Below are 15,487 nucleotides of genomic sequence, written 5' to 3'. Positions count from 1 at the left end.
CGCGGTCGGTACCGGCCGGTGATGAGCTCGAGATCTGACGCGCGCCACCTTGTGGGTCAGGATGACTTCCTGTCGGCCGGCGGTCTCGCCGAATCCTGTACCCGCCACGACAGACGTGCGGTGTGTGCCGGCTCGCGCAGAGGCGGCCGGTCAGGTGGTGTGCCGGCGCCGTAGCGCGCGGCGAGCGGGCCGGCGGTCACCCCGTGGGCCAGAACGCTCATCAGGATGGTGCTGACGATGACCACCACCACGGGAGTGGCCGCGGCGCCGAGTTCCTCGACGGCGAGCAGGGAGAAGACCACCGATGCCAGCCCACGCGGCCCGAACCAGGCGACGAACAGCACGGTGCGCCGGCCCAGACCGGCGCCGGCGAGGCTCAGCGCCACGGGAATGATCCGGACGACCGTCAGGCTCAGGACCACGTAGCCGGCAACGGGCCAGTCCAACCGGCCGTACAACAGCGGCACTGCGACCGCCCCCACCAGCGTCCACACCAGCAGTGAGGCCAGTCCCGCAGTCTGCTCCACGTAGAAGGCTCCGCGGGGACCACGGTCTCCGGCCATGTGACCGAACGCGATCCCACCAGCGAAAGCGGCCACGAAACCGTTGCCGTGGCAGGCCACGGCCGCCGCGTAGGTCGACAGGGCCAGGGCCAGCACAGCCGGACCGGCGAAGCTTTCCTGGACCCAGCCCCGAGCACCGGCAGTGCGCATGAGCCGGCCGCCGGCTGTGCCCACCGCGACTCCCACGGCCAGCTGGACAACCGCGTCGAGCACGCTCGAGCCACCGTGCCCGCCGGCGGTGGCGACACCGGCCAGCGCGACCAGCACGATCGGCGTCACGATGCCGTCATTGAGCCCGCTTTCCACGTTGAGCAACCGGCGAATCCGCGCCGGCACGGCCGGGTGGGTGATGACGATCGCACCGAGCGCCGCGTCGGTCGGCGCCAGCGCCGCGCCGATCAGCAGCGCCGGCCACACCGGGACGTCCAGCAACCACCACGCGCAGACAGCCCCCGCGGCGACCGTGAGCGGCAGTCCCACCCCGAGGAGCCGCCCGTACAGTCCGGCATCGGTCCGCAGCTCGCGGAGACCGACCCGGGAGGCGTCGGAGAACAGCACCCATACCAGCGTCGCCTCGGTGAGCACCATGACCGCCTCGGTCCTGGTGTGGGCGCCGAGTGGCGGCGTGGCGGCGATCAGCATCCCGACACCGACGAACACGATGGGGCCGGTGACGTCGGAGCGCGTCAACCGCGCCGAGAACGTCCCCCAGACGAACACGACGGCCGTCATGACGGCGAGCGCGCCAGCGGCCATACCTGATGTCATCGTGCCGCTCCGTCGAGCGGCTCATCCGGCGTGGATGACAGCGTCGCCCCCGCCCGTCGACTGCCCTCTCATTCCTGGCGGATGGCGTGCGCCGGCCCCGTGGCGGAGAACATACGACCACACTCGCGCGAAGGGAGCTCTCAGCGTCGTGCGACCTGTTCCGGATGATCGCGACTCCGGCCCCGGGCCCGCCGCGGTCGAGGCCACGCCGGACGAGTGGGCGGAACGCGTGACGCGCGTCCTGGCCCTCGTGCCCTCACGGCTGCAACCACCACTGACGTGGCTGACCCGGCGGGGGCCCGTCCGTCTGGTCGCCCGGGCCACATCCGGCGTGATACGGGTGCAGCTCTTCGACCGGGCCATGACGCTCGCCGCGCAAGCGTTCACGTCCATTTTTCCGGTTCTGATCCTGCTGGGCTCGGTGCTGGGTACCGGACCGGGCCACGAGCTGGCCGAGGCGGCCGGACTGCCCGAGACCTCACGCCGGGTGCTGAACGACGCATTCGGTCATGGCGGCTTCAGCGCCTTCGGTGTTCTGGGCGGTCTGATCGTGCTGGTGTCCTCGACCGGACTGGCACGGGCACTGGCTCGGGCCTACGCCGCTGTCTGGGACCTGGGTAGGGCCCCGTCCGGTCCCAGGGCGTCGTGGCGGTGGCTGGTCACCGTGCTGGCTCTGGCCGCGTTCATGGTGGGATCACGCCTGCTGGGCGGGGTGACCGGCAAGCTGCCGATGCCGCACCTGAGCGGGGCTGCCCTGTTGCTCCTGGCCGATATCGGCGTCGTCGTGCTCATCCCCCGCCTACTGCTGAGCAACGCCGTTGCGGTCCGCCTGCTCATGGCCGGCGGGTTCATCTTCGGCCTGGTGATGCTGGTGGTCCGGCCGGTCGGGTCGGTCTACCTGCCCCGCGCCCTGGCGACCAGCGCGGACCGCTACGGCACCATCGGGGCGGCCTTCACCTACATCGGCTGGCTCTACATCGTGGCGTTCTGCGTGCTGCTCAGCGCCATCCTCGGCCAGGTGCTCACGGTGGACGAGGGTCCGGCCGGCCGGTTGCTGCGCGGGCGCAATCATGCCTCCGGGATGAGTCCGCCGGAGGGCCGCGGACGCAGCATGGCGCCATGACTGCGACACCCGCACAAGGGCCCCGACCCGCCACCGCCGACGACGAACCGCGGGCGGCGCCGGGGGAATCGGCCGTCACCGCGAATCGGTACTGGCTGCGGCTGCTCGGTGGCATCGTCGCGATCCTGCTCGGCGGCGCGGCGTTCGCGTGGCCCGAAGCGACCGTCCAGGTGATCGCGGTCCTGTTCGGGCTCAACCTCATCGTGAGCGGCTTCGTCCGGGCCGCCTTCTCGCTTTTTCAGTCCACATATCCGGTCATGCACCGTGTGCTGGGCGTCGTCTTCGGTGTGCTGACCGGCCTGCTCGGCATCCTCTGCCTCCGGAATCTCACCGGATCGCTGGTCGTGCTGACCATCGTCGTGGCTGTCGGCTGGCTGCTGGACGGCCTGGCGCAGATCATGCTCGTCATCGGCGGCCCGGCCGAGGAGCGAGGCGGAGCGCGGTTCGCCATCGGACTGGTCGCGGTGATCGGCGCTGTCACCATCCTGGCGTGGCCGAAGATCGGCTTCGGTGTGTTCGTCTTCATCGGCGCCACTGTCCTGGTCTTCGTCGGCATCGGCGCGGTGATCATCGCGATCGCCGGCATGCGAGCGCACCGAACGTAGTCGGCTGCGAGTTCACGCGACTGGTAGGCGGCTGTCGCGGAACACCGGCGTCTCCGCCACCGTCACGACCCGAGAACTGAGGAACCGAGACATGACCAAGAAGAACGTGCGCCCTGCCGAAGCCGGCGGATCGTCCGAGCCATCGCGGATGAGAGCCAAGGTGTATCTGCGCGAGCTGCGCCGCCTGCACGGTGAGCTGGTGGCCATGCAGGAGTGGGTGAAGAGCTCCGGCGCGAAGATCTGCGTCGTCTTCGAGGGACGCGACACGGCCGGCAAGGGCGGCATGATCAAGGCCATCACCGAACGAGTGAGTCCACGTGTGTTTCGCGTGGTGGCGCTGCCCGCCCCGACCGAGCGCGAACGATCGCAGATGTACATCCAGCGCTACATCCCCCACCTGCCGGGCGCGGGCGACGTGGTGATCTTCGACCGTAGCTGGTACAACCGCGCAGGCGTGGAACGCGTCATGGGCTTCTGCACCGAGGAACAGACCCGCCAGTTCCTCCGGGCCGCCCCGGACGTCGAGCGGGCCATCGTGGACTCCGGCGTGATTCTGCTCAAGTACTGGTTGGAGGTCAGCCCGGAGGAACAGACCCGCCGACTGCGAAACAGGATCAACGATCCGCGCAAGGTCTGGAAGTTGTCCGATCTCGACCTGCGGTCCTACACCCATTGGTACGACTACTCCCGCGCGCGCGATGAGATGTTCCGGACCACCGACACGTCGTGGGCGCCGTGGCACGTCGCACAGACCAACGACAAGAAGCGCGGGCGGCTCAACGTCATCACACATCTGCTCGACAGTGTCCCGTACAAGCCCCTGCCGTCGCGGGACACCAAGCTCCCGAAGCGGCAACAGGCCGACGGCTATCGCGAACCCGCTCTGACGGTCGACCAGATACCCACGCCGTTCTGACGGTCGCCGCGGCGTCGAGACGCCGGAACAGCGGCGAACCCCTTCCGGAAACTGTCACAGGAGACCCAGCTGCCGAGCGACCACTACCGCCTCACGGCGGCGTCCGGCACCGAACTTGCGATAGATCGACCGCATGTGAGCCTTCACCGTGTTGACCGAGATGGTCAGGTTGTCGGCGATCTCACCCGCGGTGAGCATTGTCGGCAGGTACTGGAGCACTTCCATCTCCCGTTCGCTCAACGGCAGGGCCGCCGGCACGACCGTCGGCAACTCGCCGGTGATCTCGGCCAGCGCGTCGTCACCCGCCGCGTCCCGCAGCTCGGCCAGCCATTGCTGCGTCTCGGCCAGGGCGAATACTCGCTGTGAGTCGAGATGCTGGAACGGCCGGCGGATTCGTTCCGGCTCAGCGAGGGCCAGTGCTCGCTGCAGCGCCACGCCGGCCTGGCCGACGCGACCGTGCGCGTCCGCCATCAGCGCGATGAATACCCAGGCCGCCACGGCCGAGACCCGGTCCGCACTCGCCCGGATCACCGCCAGCAGGGCCTCGCCCTCGGACTCGCGCGCGCCGGCGAGGTACGCGCGAGCCAGGCACAGCTGTTCCGAGGGCGACAGCCGACGACCGCCGCCGTACCGGGCCACGACCGCCGCCGCCCCGCCGAACGCGAGGTCGATCTCGGACTCGGTCACTTCGCTCAGCCGGACCAGCAACGGCGACCTCAACGGTCGCGCGTGCGTCCAGACGTCGCGCAGCGCTGCGCGGGCGCCGCTCTCGTCACCGCTGTCGGTCAGTATTCGGGCCCGTACGAGCGCGGCGACCACGGTCAACGCGAACTCGCGGATCTCACCGCCGGCCTGCCGGGAACGGCGCAGCTCCTCGGCCGCTTGGACGTCGCGTCCGCGTTCCAACTCGATCAGGGCCCGGGCCAGGCGCGCCGCCGCGACCACGGGATGCGACGGGGCGTCGGCGCGGTCCGCCATCGTCATGGCAGCCGTCGCGTGCTCCTCCGCTTCGCCTACCGAGCCGCGGAAGAAGGCCAGCAGTGCCAGATGACCGAGGGAATTCGCCCCCACCAGGGGCAGGCCGGCAGCGCGGGCGTTGGAGGCGGCCGCCCACAGATAGCGGTCGGCGTGGTCGAAATGACCCAGCCACATCATGGCCACCGCCTTGTTGGACAACGCCAGCGTGCGGTATTGCGCGAGGGCCGGTCCCTGATCCGTGTACAAAGTGGCGGCGTCGGCAATCAGATCGGTGGATATTGCCAGGAGGCGGGACAGGTCGCCCTGCCATCGCACCAGCGTCGCGGACTCGATCAGGCCGAGCGCAACGTCGATCGGTTCGGGACGGTGGGGGCGGGCCGCCGCTCGCAGGGCTCGCGCCACGCCGAGTGGCTGGGACATGCCCGGCAGGTCGCCGTGCTGGTAGGCGACAAGGGCGCCGCAGAGCGCAAGCTCGGCGGAGTCCGAGAGGCGCTCCGGCGGGATCCGGTCGAGCACCTCCACAAAATCGGCGCGGTCGGGCGAGGCGAACATCGGCAGGCCTCGCCCGACGACCAGTTCGGCGACCAGCTGCCAGTTCGTGGCGACCGCGGCATGGGTCAGGGCAGGCAGGATGTCCCCCGAAACCGCGTGCCACCGTGCCGATCGCAGGTGCAACTGCGGCACGATCGCGGGCTCGGTCGATTGCAGGCGGCGCCGCAGGGCGGCGCGGAAGCTGGGGTGATAACGGAACCATCGGCCACTGCCGACCGACTCGATGAACGAGTTCTCCGACGCCAGCTGTTCCAGCGTCCGCTGCCCGTCCTGGTTTCCGGTCAGGGCATCGGCCAGCGGGCCACAGATCCGGTCCGGCACACTGGTGCGCAGCAGGAACCGCCGGCGGACCTCGAGCTGACCGGCCAGGACCTCATCGAACAGGTAGGTGTCGGCCGCTCGCTCGGGCCGCGGACTTCCGTCGGCCAGGAGGGCGAGCCGAAGACCGACCGGCCATCCCTCGACATGGCGGACCGTCGCTGCCAGCTGCGCGGCGGTCATCCGACCGCCCAGCAGGGTGAGCAGGGCGGTCGCCTCGTCGACCCGGAAGGCGAGGTCGGCGGCGCCGATTTCGGTGAGTTCGCCGGAAACCCGTAGCTGGTGCAACGAGATACCGGTCGCGTGCCGGCCGGACAGCACGAAGCGCACCTGCGCGGGCGCGCGGCGCACAAAGCTGCCGAGCCCTCCGAGCACCCGTCGGTCCACCAGCTTGTGCACGTCGTCCAGTACCACCACGACGGGCGTGCGAAGGCGCGCCGCGGCAACACCGATCCGTCGCTGACAATCCCGTTCGTCGACAGCCGGCGGGTTGCCGGGCAGCACCACGCCGACCGACGCCATAGCCCGGAGGAGGTCCGACCAGAACACGTCCGGGTCGTTGTGCTCGTCGTGCACCGTCAGCCAGGCGATCGGGCCGGGCACCGCGCGGGCCGAGCTCCAGGAGGCGGCCAACGTGGACTTGCCCCAGCCGGCGCCGGCGGAGATCACCGTCGCGGTGCCTCGCGTACCCACGTCGATCGCTTCGATGAGGCGGGCCCGCGGGATGATGTTGGTCGGTAGCCGGGGCCCGGCCGTACGGGCGCCCGATCCGCGGAGTGAGATGTCATGATCGGCCAATTCCCGCATCCGTTCCTCCAGCCCCCGTGCGGTCCTGCGGGCCGCTGTCGAAACGGACACGCCGATTCACTCGTCGGTCTTGGTCCGGCCGTGTGCCACAGGCCCGATCAACACTGTTGCGGGACGCCCAACCATCGGGATGATCGCTGTCCGGTTGGCAACCGTAGCAGAAAGTAATGTGCGTCCCATGGCGCACAGTGTTCGGCGTCGCCCCAGTTTCGATGTACGCCCCGGGCTTCCACGTCCCCCGTGCAGGATGATTCGGCAGCTGGCCGCGGAGACTCGCCGAGGTCGATGCGCCCGGCTCGGCCGGGCAGAGCAGCAGCCATGTGGTGCCGGTCGGTTTCATCCCGCACGGATGAGGAACACGCCGACGCAACGGCGCAGGCTCAGGACCATGGCGCTGGGCCCGATGGAAATGGTCGTGTTGTCCTTCCCCGTCGAACGATTCCGCGATGGGGCCTGGGCCGCGCTCCGTCGACTCCCCACCGAAGGCATCATGCGCGTGGTCGATGTCGTGGTGGTCCGTATCGATGCGACCGGTCAAGCGCTGGCAGTCGAGCTGGACGACGTGCCGGGCCTCAGCGATCTGGCCTGGTTGACCAGCGGTCTCATCACCGCGGTCGATGTCGCCGAGATCGCGGAACTCGTCGCCTACGGCACCGAGGCGCTGGCGGTGCTTCTGGAGCACCGCTGGGTCCTGGATCTCCACTCTCCCGTGGCGACCTCCGACGGCAGCATCGTCGCCCTCACCCACATCTCGGGCGCACCGGCCGCAGTCGGGCGCTGATCGACCAACCGGAGGAGAGCAATGAGCAGGAAACGGAGCACTGCTTGGCGGCGGGCCACCGCCGCCTACGACGTCCTGCGAGGTCGTCCGCCGAAGCCGGACTACAGTCTCCTGATCGTGCTGCCGATGGCCGCCTCGGCCGGCGGCGCCCTGATCGGCCTGGGTGTGGATATGGCCATGACCCGCCGCGCCGCGCGGCAACCTCCGAATCCGGTCGACCACCGAACCTGAGCCTCGTATCCTCGGCGCTCGAAGAGCCGGCCCCGGTCACCACGGCGCACTCTCACCGCCGCGGTGACCGGGGCCCTTCAACGCCGGGGCACAGCACTCCTGCGCAGCACGGCCGGGGCGGTCACGATGCTCTTCCCTCGCTCGGCGCACGTTCCGCCCGGTTGCGCAGCACGATCTTGCGGAGTTCGGTGGGAATCACGACGACCAGGCCGGCCAGCAGACACACCGCCCACTGTCCGAGGCTGAGGGTGGTGGTGTTCAGGATGCGCTGGAACAGCCCGAGCTCAGTCGCCAGGACGATGGCGACGACGGACATGCCGGTGGTCACCACGAACCGCCGGTCGCCGAAGGTCTCCAGGCTGAACACGGAGCGCAGGTCGCTGCGGACCGTCAGGGAGAACGCCAGGTTGGCGATGGAGAAAGCGGTCAGACCCATGGTCCGGGCCACGTCCACGCCGTACTGCCGGTCGGCCCACCAGATGACCACCAGGGTGACAAGACCCATGATCAGGCCGACGAGGCTGAGCCAGCCCAGCGCCCGGCCACTCAGCAACGGCTCGTCGGAGCGGCGGGGCCGGCGTTTCATGATGTCGGGGTCGGCCTTGCCGTAACCGAGGCCGACGGACTGGAAGACCTGGGTGGTGAAGTTGAGCCACAGGGTCTGCAGCGCGCCCGGCGTGTGCGGGCCCGGCGTGTGCGGGCCCGGCGACACCCAGCTTCACGGCTCGTCGTGCGGGCCGGAGCCAATACACGAATTGACGAGCTCGGCGTCTGCCATCGGCACCCGGCCGACAACGAACGAGCCGTCAATCCGTTACGGCCGTGTCATCGGAATGGTCAAGAAACAGACGCCGTCGCGAATCTCGGCCCGGACGATGTCACCGCGAGAACGCTCTGTGCAGACCCAATTCGCCGACCGAGGCGGCCCGAGGCAGATGACTGCCGCCGAGACCTTAGCCTGCTCCAGGTCTCATGTCACGGTCGATTCACCCATTCAGTTGATAAGGACCCACATCGAGGCCAGCCGATTCACCTCATCGATGCCGTACGCAATTCCGGCCTTGGTCGTGCCTGCGCCGCGATTTACAGTGAATGCCTTCTCCACCGACCGGACACTGCCGCATCGTCGAACACAAGGATGCTCATGGTCGCCCTCCCTTATCTGATCGCCGCGGTCGCCGTGCTCGGCGCGGCCCTTTCCGTCGTCTGGGCGGTCCGGTACTCCGGTTCCCGGGCCGGCGAGTTGCAGGCCTCGGCCGCCGAGTCCCGGGCCGCGCTGATGGCGGCCCGCGCCGAGGTCGACCAGCTCACCGAGCGGCTCCGGCAGGCACAGGCGCAGACGGCGGGCACAGCCCAGGGTCCGGCGGCACACGCCGGGGGCCGGCACGTCGAGGTCTTCGTCAACCTGTCCCGGCGGCTGCAGTCGCTGGTGCATCGGGAGATCAAGCTCCTCGACGGGCTGGAGAACGAAGTCGAGGACCCCGACCTGCTCAAGGGCCTCTTCCAGGTCGACCATCTGGCCACCCGGATCAGGCGGCACGCGGAAAACCTGGCGGTGCTCGGCGGGTCGGTGTCGCGCCGGCAGTGGAGCCGGCCGGTCGCGCTGACCGAGGTGCTGCGCTCGGCGATCGCCGAGGTCGAGCACTACTCGCGGGTCAAGCTGGTGCCGCCCATCGACGGCACGCTGCCCGGGCACGCCGTTGCCAGCGTCATCCACCTGATCGCCGAACTGATCGAGAACGCGACGATGTTCGCGCCGCCGCACACCCAGGTGCTGCTCCGTGCGCAGCAGGTCGCCTCCGGGATGGCGATCGAGGTCGAGGACCGCGGGCTCGGCATGCAGCGCGCCGATCTCGACCGGGTCAACCAGCTGCTGGTCAACCCCGACGACACCAACCTCGACGACCTGCTGCGGGACGGGCGGATCGGGCTCTACGTGGTCTCGATGATCGCCCGGCAGCACGGGATCGTCGTGCAGCTGCAGAGCAACATCTACGGCGGCATCCAAGCCGTGATCATTCTGCCGCCCGTGCTGATGGCTTCGGCGATCGAATCCGCGCCGCCGGCACCACAGCTGCAGGAACCGGCGGAGCGGCCCCCACTCGAGCGACGGGTTCCGCTCCAGCAGCGGATCCCGGTGCGGGAACCGCTTCCTGTTCAGCCCCGGCCGCTCGGTCAGTCCGACCGTCCGACCGTCACGACGGCTCAGGTCCCTCCGGACGCCGTGTCGCTGCCGCACACGGGCCGCAGCCACGTCGAGGCCCGGCCGACCGCCGTCGCGACCGTTGCGCAGCAGCCGGCGCCGGCCACACCGTCGCGGCCCCCGCTGCCGCGCCGCCGCCGGCAGACCCACATGGCCCCGCAACTGCAGCTCGGCCCGTCCCACGCGACGGCGGAACCGGCCGGTGAACACCAACCGGGCCTGATGGCGTCGTTCATGAGCGGCGTCTCGCAGGGCGAGGCGGATCCACCCCGCCCCGACAGTCATGGCTGACCAGTGGCTCCGATCCCAGAAAGGCCCGGCTCTCATGTCGCGCACCGATTCCGCACGTACGTCTCAGGACCTGGTCTGGTTGTTGTCGGGCCTGATCGACCGCGTTCCGGATACCAGGAGCGCGTTGCTTCTGTCGTCCGACGGGCTGCGCAAGGCCGCCCACGGGCTCGACGACGACGGTGCCGACCACTTGGCCGCGGTCGCCTCGGGGCTGTTCTCGCTGGCCCGTAGCGCCGGTACCCGGTTCGGGGGCAGCGACCGCGTCCGGCAGGTGGTGGCTGAGCTGGAGGACTCGCTGCTGTTCGTCTCGGCGGCCGGCTCCGGGGCGGTGCTCGCGGTGGTGGCGGGGAAGGCGGCCGACCCGGGCGTGCTGGGCTACGAGATGGCGCAAATGGTCAAGAGCGTGCGGCCGTACCTGTCCACACCGGCCCGGCATGAACCCGAGTTCCTGGACGTGCGCGGACGGTGAGCGTGCTGGACACCGATGAGCACTGGTTCGACGACGCCGCGGGACGCCTCATCCGGCCGTACACAGTGAGCAACGGCAGGACCGAACCGACCACCCGGATGGAACTGCTGTCGATGGTGATCGCCACCGGCCGCCGCCCCCAGGGTCAGCTCGGACCGGAGCACGCCCAGGCACTCGGGCTCTGCGACAGCTTCACCACGGTCGCCGAGGTCGCAGCGCGGCTGAGGCTGCCCGCCGTCGTCACCAAGATCCTGCTTTCCGACCTGGTGGATTGGGGAGTGGTGGACACCCGCGCCCCCGACCCGATGGCTGATTCCACCAACTTGACGGTATTGGAGGCCATCCTCGATGCCCTTGAACGACGGATCTGACGGGTTCCCGTCCGCGCTCAAGCTGCTGATCGCGGGCGGCTTCGGCGTGGGCAAGACGACGTTCGTCGGCGCGGTCAGCGAGATCGAGCCGCTGCACACCGAGGAACTGCTCACCACCGCGAGCGTGGGCACGGACCGGCTCACCGGTGTCGAGGGCAAGTCAACGACCACGGTCGCGATGGATTTCGGCCGCATCACGATCAGCCAGCAACACGTGCTCTACCTGTTCGGCACGCCCGGGCAGGAACGCTTCTGGTTCATGTGGGACGAGTTGTCCAGCGGCGCGATGGGCGCGGTCGTGCTGGCCGACACCCGCCGGTTGGAGGACTGCTTCCCGGCGGTCGATTTCTTCGAGTCGCGGGGCATCGGCTTTCTGGTCGCGGTCAACGAGTTCGACACGACGTGCCGGTACGAGCCGGACGACGTACGCAGTGCTCTCGACCTGAAACCGGACACGCCCATCGTGCTCTGCGACGCGCGCGATCAACGGTCCGCCACCGGCGTGCTCATCGGCTTGATGCAGCACCTCCTCGCCCAGCAAGCCTGTCGATGACCGAACGGAGCCCCGGCATGATCTACGACCCGTCCGGACGCCATCTGCTCACCCCGGCCGATCCGGAGGTGCCGGCCCGCCTGCGCCGGCTGCGGAAGCTCGGGCTCGGGGACGACGCGGATCCGCAACTCGACGAATTCGCGCGCCGCGTCGGTGACATCACCAGCGCGCCGCTCGCGATGGTGAATTTCATCCAGGAGGACCGCCAGTACCTGGGCGGTCTGTACACCGGCGCATCGGTGCCGGCCGCTCTCCGCGCCGGCTTGGCCGGTCGCACCTTCTCGCGCGAGCACGGATACTGCCCGCACGTCGTGGTCCGGCGTAAGGCACTGGTGCTCGACGACGTCTGCGACTATCCGCGGTTCGCCGGGAACCCGGTGGTGGACGAGATCGGCATCCGGTCCTACCTGGGCGCTCCCCTGATCGATCGCACCGGTGTCGCCCTGGGCACGGTCTGCGTGGTGGACGTCGAACCGCGACCCTGGGGACGGCCGGGGCTCGAGACGATCAAGGCGCTCGCCGCGGAGCTGGTCGCCCAGATCCACACCCGCGAGGGCAATTAGCCCCCGTTTCTCCCAGCTCCCTCCCGCGAGGCAGTTCTCTTCAGCCGCCCGCCGGTCAGCATGCATCGTGCAAAGGGGCGAATCCGCCCTATCCGGCTGGCCGCCCTGGAGGAGCGGCATGCGTCCAGGCTCGGCCACGGCGTTTCGCTCCCGCCGTGGACATCAACTGGCGACCATCACTGCGCGTGACGACGCGACCCCGTTGAGGAACCAGAAGGCCCGCTGTAGAGTTCGGTCGGGACAGGGACAAACGTAAACCCCCAGGACCCTGGACAGGTCTTCTGCCAGCACCGGATTACTGCGCGCCGCCACCATTCTCGGCGAACCCTCATTCCCGAGTCAGCGCCGGCGCCTGCACACGATATCCAGCCGAGCGTCGAACTCCGACGGGCGAATATCGAAATCCCCGGAGGAGCGAATGACGGACGCCAAGGCCATGAATCAGGATGCCGCCCTCAGCGCGGCGACGGAGGACCGGCCGAAATCATCATCGACAGCGGATATGCTGCGGTTCCTGCGCACGTACGCTCAGAATTTCCTGAACTCCCGGCTGATGGACGAGCGCCGCTCATTGCCACCCGCAATGATATCGGAATTCGCCGAAGCGGGCCTGCTCGGCCTGCAGGTCCCCCGCGAACTCGGCGGACAGGATCTGTCCCACTCCGACATGAACCAATTGTTCACTCAATTGGGAGCCATCGATGCCAATCTCGCCGTTTTCTGCGCGGTGCACAACACGCTCGGAATAGCGCCGATCCTGTTGTCCGCGACCGACGAGGTCAAGGGCCGCGTGTTGCCCCGCCTGGCCGCGGGACAAGCCCTGACCACCAGCGCGATCAGCGAACCGGGCATCGGCTCCCACGTCCGGGGCATGACCACCAGTGCGACCAGGCATCCGGACGGCTCGTACACGATCAAGGGCGCCAAGAAGTGGATCTCGCTGGGCGGCGACGCCCGGTACGTCAACATCTTCGCCGGGCTTCGCGACGAGCGCGGCCGCCCCCTGGGCATCACCGGCTTCCTGGTGGACAGCCGTACACCGGGTTTTGCCATCGGTCCGGAGATGCTCACCCTGGGCCTGCGGGCAGTGCCCCAGTACGATCTCACCTTCAACAACCTCAGAGTGCCCCCGTCCGCGCTGCTGGGGGCCGAGGGAAACGGCCTCGCCACCGCCAAAGCGGCATTCATGGGCGGTCGTGCGGTGCTGGCCGCGATGGCGATGGGGGCGGCCATGCGCTCTCTCGAGCTGGCTCAGAGATTCACGCAAGGCCGCGAGGTCGCCACCGGCTCCCTGGCCGAGAACGGCCGCATACGCGAGGTGCTGGCCGAGACCGCGGCCGCGATTCAAGCGGTGGAGACATTGATCTCCCGCATGGCGACGTGGCGGGACGCGGGGCAGGACGTGCCCGACGCGTGGTATTTCTGCGCGAAGATCCTGGGGTGTGAGCTCGGCTGGAAGGCCATCGACACGTCCCTGCAGGTGCTGGGCGCCCGGGGCTTCCTCGACACCAACACCGTCGGCCAGCACTTTCGCGACTACCGGTTGTTCCGCATCTTCGAGGGCTCCACCGAGGCGATCACGGTGTACCTGGGCGCCACGCTGGTCAGACATCCCGACCAGTTCACGAAACTCGTGCACCGGACCCGTCCGGCCGCGCCCGTGCTCAAGCTGATCGACCAGGTGGCGGAGATCGGCGCCGACCGTCCCGACGATGCCGCCGCCCAGCACATCCACGCGGCTGTCGTCGGCGAGCTGGTGTGCTGGACCCTGCTGACAATGGTGACGAGCGAAGCCGCCGCCCGCTCCGCGATGGACGGTTACACCGCCTCGTGGACCGAGCACCAGCTACGGCGGCGGCTTCGCAGCGCACAGGCCGGTTCCCGTGGAAGCCTGCCCACCAAGGCGGAGTTCGACCAGCACGTCGCCGGCTACGCCCAGGTCATCGGTGACGTGGACCAACGGCGCTGGCCCGCCGAGGAGTGGCGATCCGACCCGCTGCTCAGATGACACGGCCGGTGCTGCCACCGGGCACAGCCTGACGAGCATCGGCTACTCCCCACCGCTGGGGTTGTTGTCAGGCTGCCAGTTGTTTCTCGATGGCCCGGGCGTCGAGGAGGTACCACATGCGCTCGAAGCGGCCGTCGCGGAAGTGGTAGAACGCGAACTCGGTGAAGGTGACGTCGCGGCCGGTGGGCTGCAGGCCGAGCCACTCCGTCACCGGCGTGCCGGTGACAGTCAGCCGGGCCGCCACCCGGTCATCCTCGACGAGCAGGTCGTCGAGGTGCCAGACATAGTCCCGCACCGAGCCGACGGCCTCCCGCATCGCGGCGACGTAGTCATCACGGGACACGGCCTCGCCGTTGAAGACGACGATGTCGTGAGCGAACTCGGCCATACGATCGAACTCGCGGGCGTTGGCCGCCTCAAGGTAGGCGAGGTAGACCTTGCGCAGATCGGTGCCACTCATCGGCATTCCTTCCGGGTACGCGGGCCGGCGATGCAACGGACGTGAACGTCGGCGCCGATTGCGATGCCCGGCCTGAAGTGGTTCATGCCGGCCAATGAGCCTCCGGCGAGCGACGACCCTCGTTCGGCTCCCTCATTCCTGCTCGCCGCCGCAGCGCCGGCAAATCGCTGACGACGATCCGGCGGCCCTCGGCACGCAGCCAGCCGCGGGTGGCGAATGAACCGATGGCCTGGTTGACACTCTGCCGCGAGCCCTCAGCCATCTCGGCGAGCTGACTCTGGCTGAGCTCGATCGTGATCAATGGCGCCTGCGAGTCGCCGGCCAGCCGGACCAGAGTCTTGGCCACCCGGCCCGGCAGGTCGAGAAAGACGTGGTCGGTGTTCTGCTCGGTGAGCCGGCGGATCAGCCCGCCGACCGAGCGCATCACCGCGTCGAGGATGCGCGGATGGGCGCGAATGAGGTCGAAGAACGCCGACCGCGACAGGCTCAGCGTCTGCGAGTCCTCAATGGCTTCGGCCGACGCGCTGCGGGCGGAGGAATCCAGGAGTGACACCTCACCGATCACGTCGGGCGGACGAACCACGGTGAGGACTCGGCGCTCGCCGGTAGGCGCAGTGCGGAAGATGGCGACTGCGCCTCGGCGCAAGATGATCAGGGACTCGCCGGGGTCATGTTCGAAGAAAAGAGTCTCGCCCTTGCGGTAGGAACGTGGAGTCGCGACGGCGATGATCTGCTGGTGGGCGGCCGGTTCCAAGCCGGAGAAGATCTCAACCCCCGCAAGCCGATCAATCTCGTCCCCGGGAGGTTCAGCTGAGTGATCAACTCCGGCCGGCCCGGCGGTCGCCCCTTCTTCAATCCGCCGGTCGGTAAGATCGATGACGGCTTCGTCCACTTCATCGGCAGGGTCGTTCGGCCTCAAGGCGGCCT

16 protein-coding genes are annotated in these 15,487 nt (G+C 69.0%); 11 read left to right on the top strand and 5 right to left on the bottom strand.

What is annotated here, in order from left to right:
- Nucleotides 1-56: 56 nt before the first annotated feature.
- The gene (locus KXC43_RS44000) at nucleotides 57-1,331 is read right to left on the bottom strand and encodes a cation:proton antiporter (protein WP_221382231.1); all 1,275 of its coding nucleotides are present in this window, start codon (nucleotides 1,329-1,331) and stop codon (nucleotides 57-59) included.
- A gap of 148 nt (nucleotides 1,332-1,479) precedes the next feature.
- Between KXC43_RS44000 and KXC43_RS43995 the strand changes: the two genes are divergently transcribed.
- The 3 genes from KXC43_RS43995 (at nucleotide 1,480) to ppk2 (ending at nucleotide 3,975) form a co-directional block, all read left to right on the top strand.
- Nucleotides 1,480-2,454 (top strand): YhjD/YihY/BrkB family envelope integrity protein, encoded by a 975-nt coding sequence (locus KXC43_RS43995; RefSeq protein ID WP_221382230.1) that lies wholly within the window; start codon nucleotides 1,480-1,482, stop codon nucleotides 2,452-2,454.
- Nucleotides 2,451-3,059, top strand: a complete 609-nt coding sequence (locus tag KXC43_RS43990) for an HdeD family acid-resistance protein (RefSeq protein ID WP_221382229.1) — start codon at nucleotides 2,451-2,453, stop codon at nucleotides 3,057-3,059. Before KXC43_RS43995 ends, KXC43_RS43990 begins: the two co-directional genes overlap by 4 nt.
- A 148-nt stretch (nucleotides 3,060-3,207) precedes the next feature.
- Complete coding sequence (gene ppk2, locus KXC43_RS43985; protein ID WP_255645853.1) at nucleotides 3,208-3,975, top strand: polyphosphate kinase 2; 768 nt, start codon at nucleotides 3,208-3,210, stop codon at nucleotides 3,973-3,975.
- Between the two features lie 54 nt (nucleotides 3,976-4,029).
- Here the strand turns inward: ppk2 and KXC43_RS43980 are convergent, their stop codons facing one another.
- Nucleotides 4,030-6,681 (bottom strand): helix-turn-helix transcriptional regulator, encoded by a 2,652-nt coding sequence (locus KXC43_RS43980; RefSeq protein WP_308129528.1) that lies wholly within the window; start codon nucleotides 6,679-6,681, stop codon nucleotides 4,030-4,032.
- A gap of 337 nt (nucleotides 6,682-7,018) precedes the next feature.
- Here KXC43_RS43980 and KXC43_RS43975 point away from each other — a divergent pair, with 337 nt between their 5' ends.
- Together KXC43_RS43975 and KXC43_RS43970 are read left to right on the top strand one after the other, a co-directional pair.
- Nucleotides 7,019-7,411 carry a DUF6325 family protein gene (locus tag KXC43_RS43975; RefSeq protein WP_221382227.1) on the top strand — a complete coding sequence of 131 codons (393 nt, stop codon included), beginning with the start codon at nucleotides 7,019-7,021 and terminating at the stop codon, nucleotides 7,409-7,411.
- 21 nt (nucleotides 7,412-7,432) lie between these two features.
- The gene (locus KXC43_RS43970; RefSeq protein ID WP_221382226.1) at nucleotides 7,433-7,642 is read left to right on the top strand and encodes a hypothetical protein; all 210 of its coding nucleotides are present in this window, start codon (nucleotides 7,433-7,435) and stop codon (nucleotides 7,640-7,642) included.
- Nucleotides 7,643-7,763: 121 nt separating this feature from the next.
- On the opposite strand, the gene KXC43_RS43965 is transcribed toward KXC43_RS43970, so the two are convergent.
- Entirely contained in the window at nucleotides 7,764-8,354 is a 591-nt protein-coding gene (locus KXC43_RS43965) for a cation transporting ATPase C-terminal domain-containing protein (protein ID WP_221382225.1), read from the bottom strand.
- Between the two features lie 432 nt (nucleotides 8,355-8,786).
- Here KXC43_RS43965 and KXC43_RS43960 point away from each other — a divergent pair, with 432 nt between their 5' ends.
- From KXC43_RS43960 to KXC43_RS43935, 6 genes are all read left to right on the top strand, one after another.
- Nucleotides 8,787-10,136, top strand: a complete 1,350-nt coding sequence (locus tag KXC43_RS43960; RefSeq protein ID WP_221382224.1) for an ATP-binding protein — start codon at nucleotides 8,787-8,789, stop codon at nucleotides 10,134-10,136.
- 34 nt (nucleotides 10,137-10,170) lie between these two features.
- A complete protein-coding gene (locus KXC43_RS43955) occupies nucleotides 10,171-10,605 on the top strand; it encodes a roadblock/LC7 domain-containing protein (RefSeq protein ID WP_221382223.1) in 435 nt (144 codons plus the stop codon).
- Nucleotides 10,602-10,976: a DUF742 domain-containing protein gene (locus KXC43_RS43950; RefSeq protein WP_221382222.1), complete on the top strand. Its 375-nt coding sequence runs from the start codon at nucleotides 10,602-10,604 to the stop codon at nucleotides 10,974-10,976. Before KXC43_RS43955 ends, KXC43_RS43950 begins: the two co-directional genes overlap by 4 nt.
- Nucleotides 10,954-11,529: a GTP-binding protein gene (locus KXC43_RS43945; RefSeq protein ID WP_221382221.1), complete on the top strand. Its 576-nt coding sequence runs from the start codon at nucleotides 10,954-10,956 to the stop codon at nucleotides 11,527-11,529. Before KXC43_RS43950 ends, KXC43_RS43945 begins: the two co-directional genes overlap by 23 nt.
- Entirely contained in the window at nucleotides 11,526-12,092 is a 567-nt protein-coding gene (locus KXC43_RS43940) for a GAF domain-containing protein (protein WP_255645852.1), read from the top strand. The genes KXC43_RS43945 and KXC43_RS43940 overlap by 4 nt, the downstream gene beginning before the upstream one ends.
- Before the next feature lie 418 nt (nucleotides 12,093-12,510).
- On the top strand, nucleotides 12,511-14,100 hold the full coding sequence (locus KXC43_RS43935; RefSeq protein ID WP_308129527.1) for an acyl-CoA dehydrogenase family protein: 1,590 nt from the start codon (nucleotides 12,511-12,513) through the stop codon (nucleotides 14,098-14,100).
- A 67-nt stretch (nucleotides 14,101-14,167) separates the two neighbouring features.
- Here KXC43_RS43935 and KXC43_RS43930 read toward each other — a convergent pair whose 3' ends face one another.
- Both KXC43_RS43930 and KXC43_RS51955 read right to left on the bottom strand, forming a co-directional pair.
- Entirely contained in the window at nucleotides 14,168-14,560 is a 393-nt protein-coding gene (locus KXC43_RS43930) for an ester cyclase (RefSeq protein WP_221382220.1), read from the bottom strand.
- Nucleotides 14,561-14,642: 82 nt separating this feature from the next.
- Nucleotides 14,643-15,350, bottom strand: a complete 708-nt coding sequence (locus tag KXC43_RS51955; protein WP_308129531.1) for a Crp/Fnr family transcriptional regulator — start codon at nucleotides 15,348-15,350, stop codon at nucleotides 14,643-14,645.
- Between the last annotated feature and the right edge of the window lie 137 nt (nucleotides 15,351-15,487).

Source organism: Paractinoplanes polyasparticus (assembly GCF_019710575.1).
Classification (GTDB): domain Bacteria; phylum Actinomycetota; class Actinomycetes; order Mycobacteriales; family Micromonosporaceae; genus Actinoplanes; species Actinoplanes polyasparticus.
This window is presented reverse-complemented; position numbering and strand designations above follow the sequence as displayed.

What these genes read in the sequence shown, in the direction of transcription:
- ppk2 (WP_255645853.1), top strand. Translation starts at nt 3,208, where the DNA reads ATGAGAGCCAAGGTGTATCTGCGCGAGCTGCGCCGCCTGCACGGTGAG.
- KXC43_RS43940 (WP_255645852.1), top strand. Translation starts at nt 11,526, where the DNA reads ATGACCGAACGGAGCCCCGGCATGATCTACGACCCGTCCGGACGCCAT.
- KXC43_RS43960 (WP_221382224.1), top strand. Translation starts at nt 8,787, where the DNA reads ATGGTCGCCCTCCCTTATCTGATCGCCGCGGTCGCCGTGCTCGGCGCG.
- KXC43_RS43935 (WP_308129527.1), top strand. Translation starts at nt 12,511, where the DNA reads ATGACGGACGCCAAGGCCATGAATCAGGATGCCGCCCTCAGCGCGGCG.
- KXC43_RS43975 (WP_221382227.1), top strand. Translation starts at nt 7,019, where the DNA reads ATGGCGCTGGGCCCGATGGAAATGGTCGTGTTGTCCTTCCCCGTCGAA.
- KXC43_RS43945 (WP_221382221.1), top strand. Translation starts at nt 10,954, where the DNA reads ATGCCCTTGAACGACGGATCTGACGGGTTCCCGTCCGCGCTCAAGCTG.
- KXC43_RS43955 (WP_221382223.1), top strand. Translation starts at nt 10,171, where the DNA reads ATGTCGCGCACCGATTCCGCACGTACGTCTCAGGACCTGGTCTGGTTG.
- KXC43_RS43990 (WP_221382229.1), top strand. Translation starts at nt 2,451, where the DNA reads ATGACTGCGACACCCGCACAAGGGCCCCGACCCGCCACCGCCGACGAC.
- KXC43_RS44000 (WP_221382231.1), bottom strand. Translation starts at nt 1,331, where the DNA reads ATGACATCAGGTATGGCCGCTGGCGCGCTCGCCGTCATGACGGCCGTC.
- KXC43_RS43930 (WP_221382220.1), bottom strand. Translation starts at nt 14,560, where the DNA reads ATGAGTGGCACCGATCTGCGCAAGGTCTACCTCGCCTACCTTGAGGCG.
- KXC43_RS43970 (WP_221382226.1), top strand. Translation starts at nt 7,433, where the DNA reads ATGAGCAGGAAACGGAGCACTGCTTGGCGGCGGGCCACCGCCGCCTAC.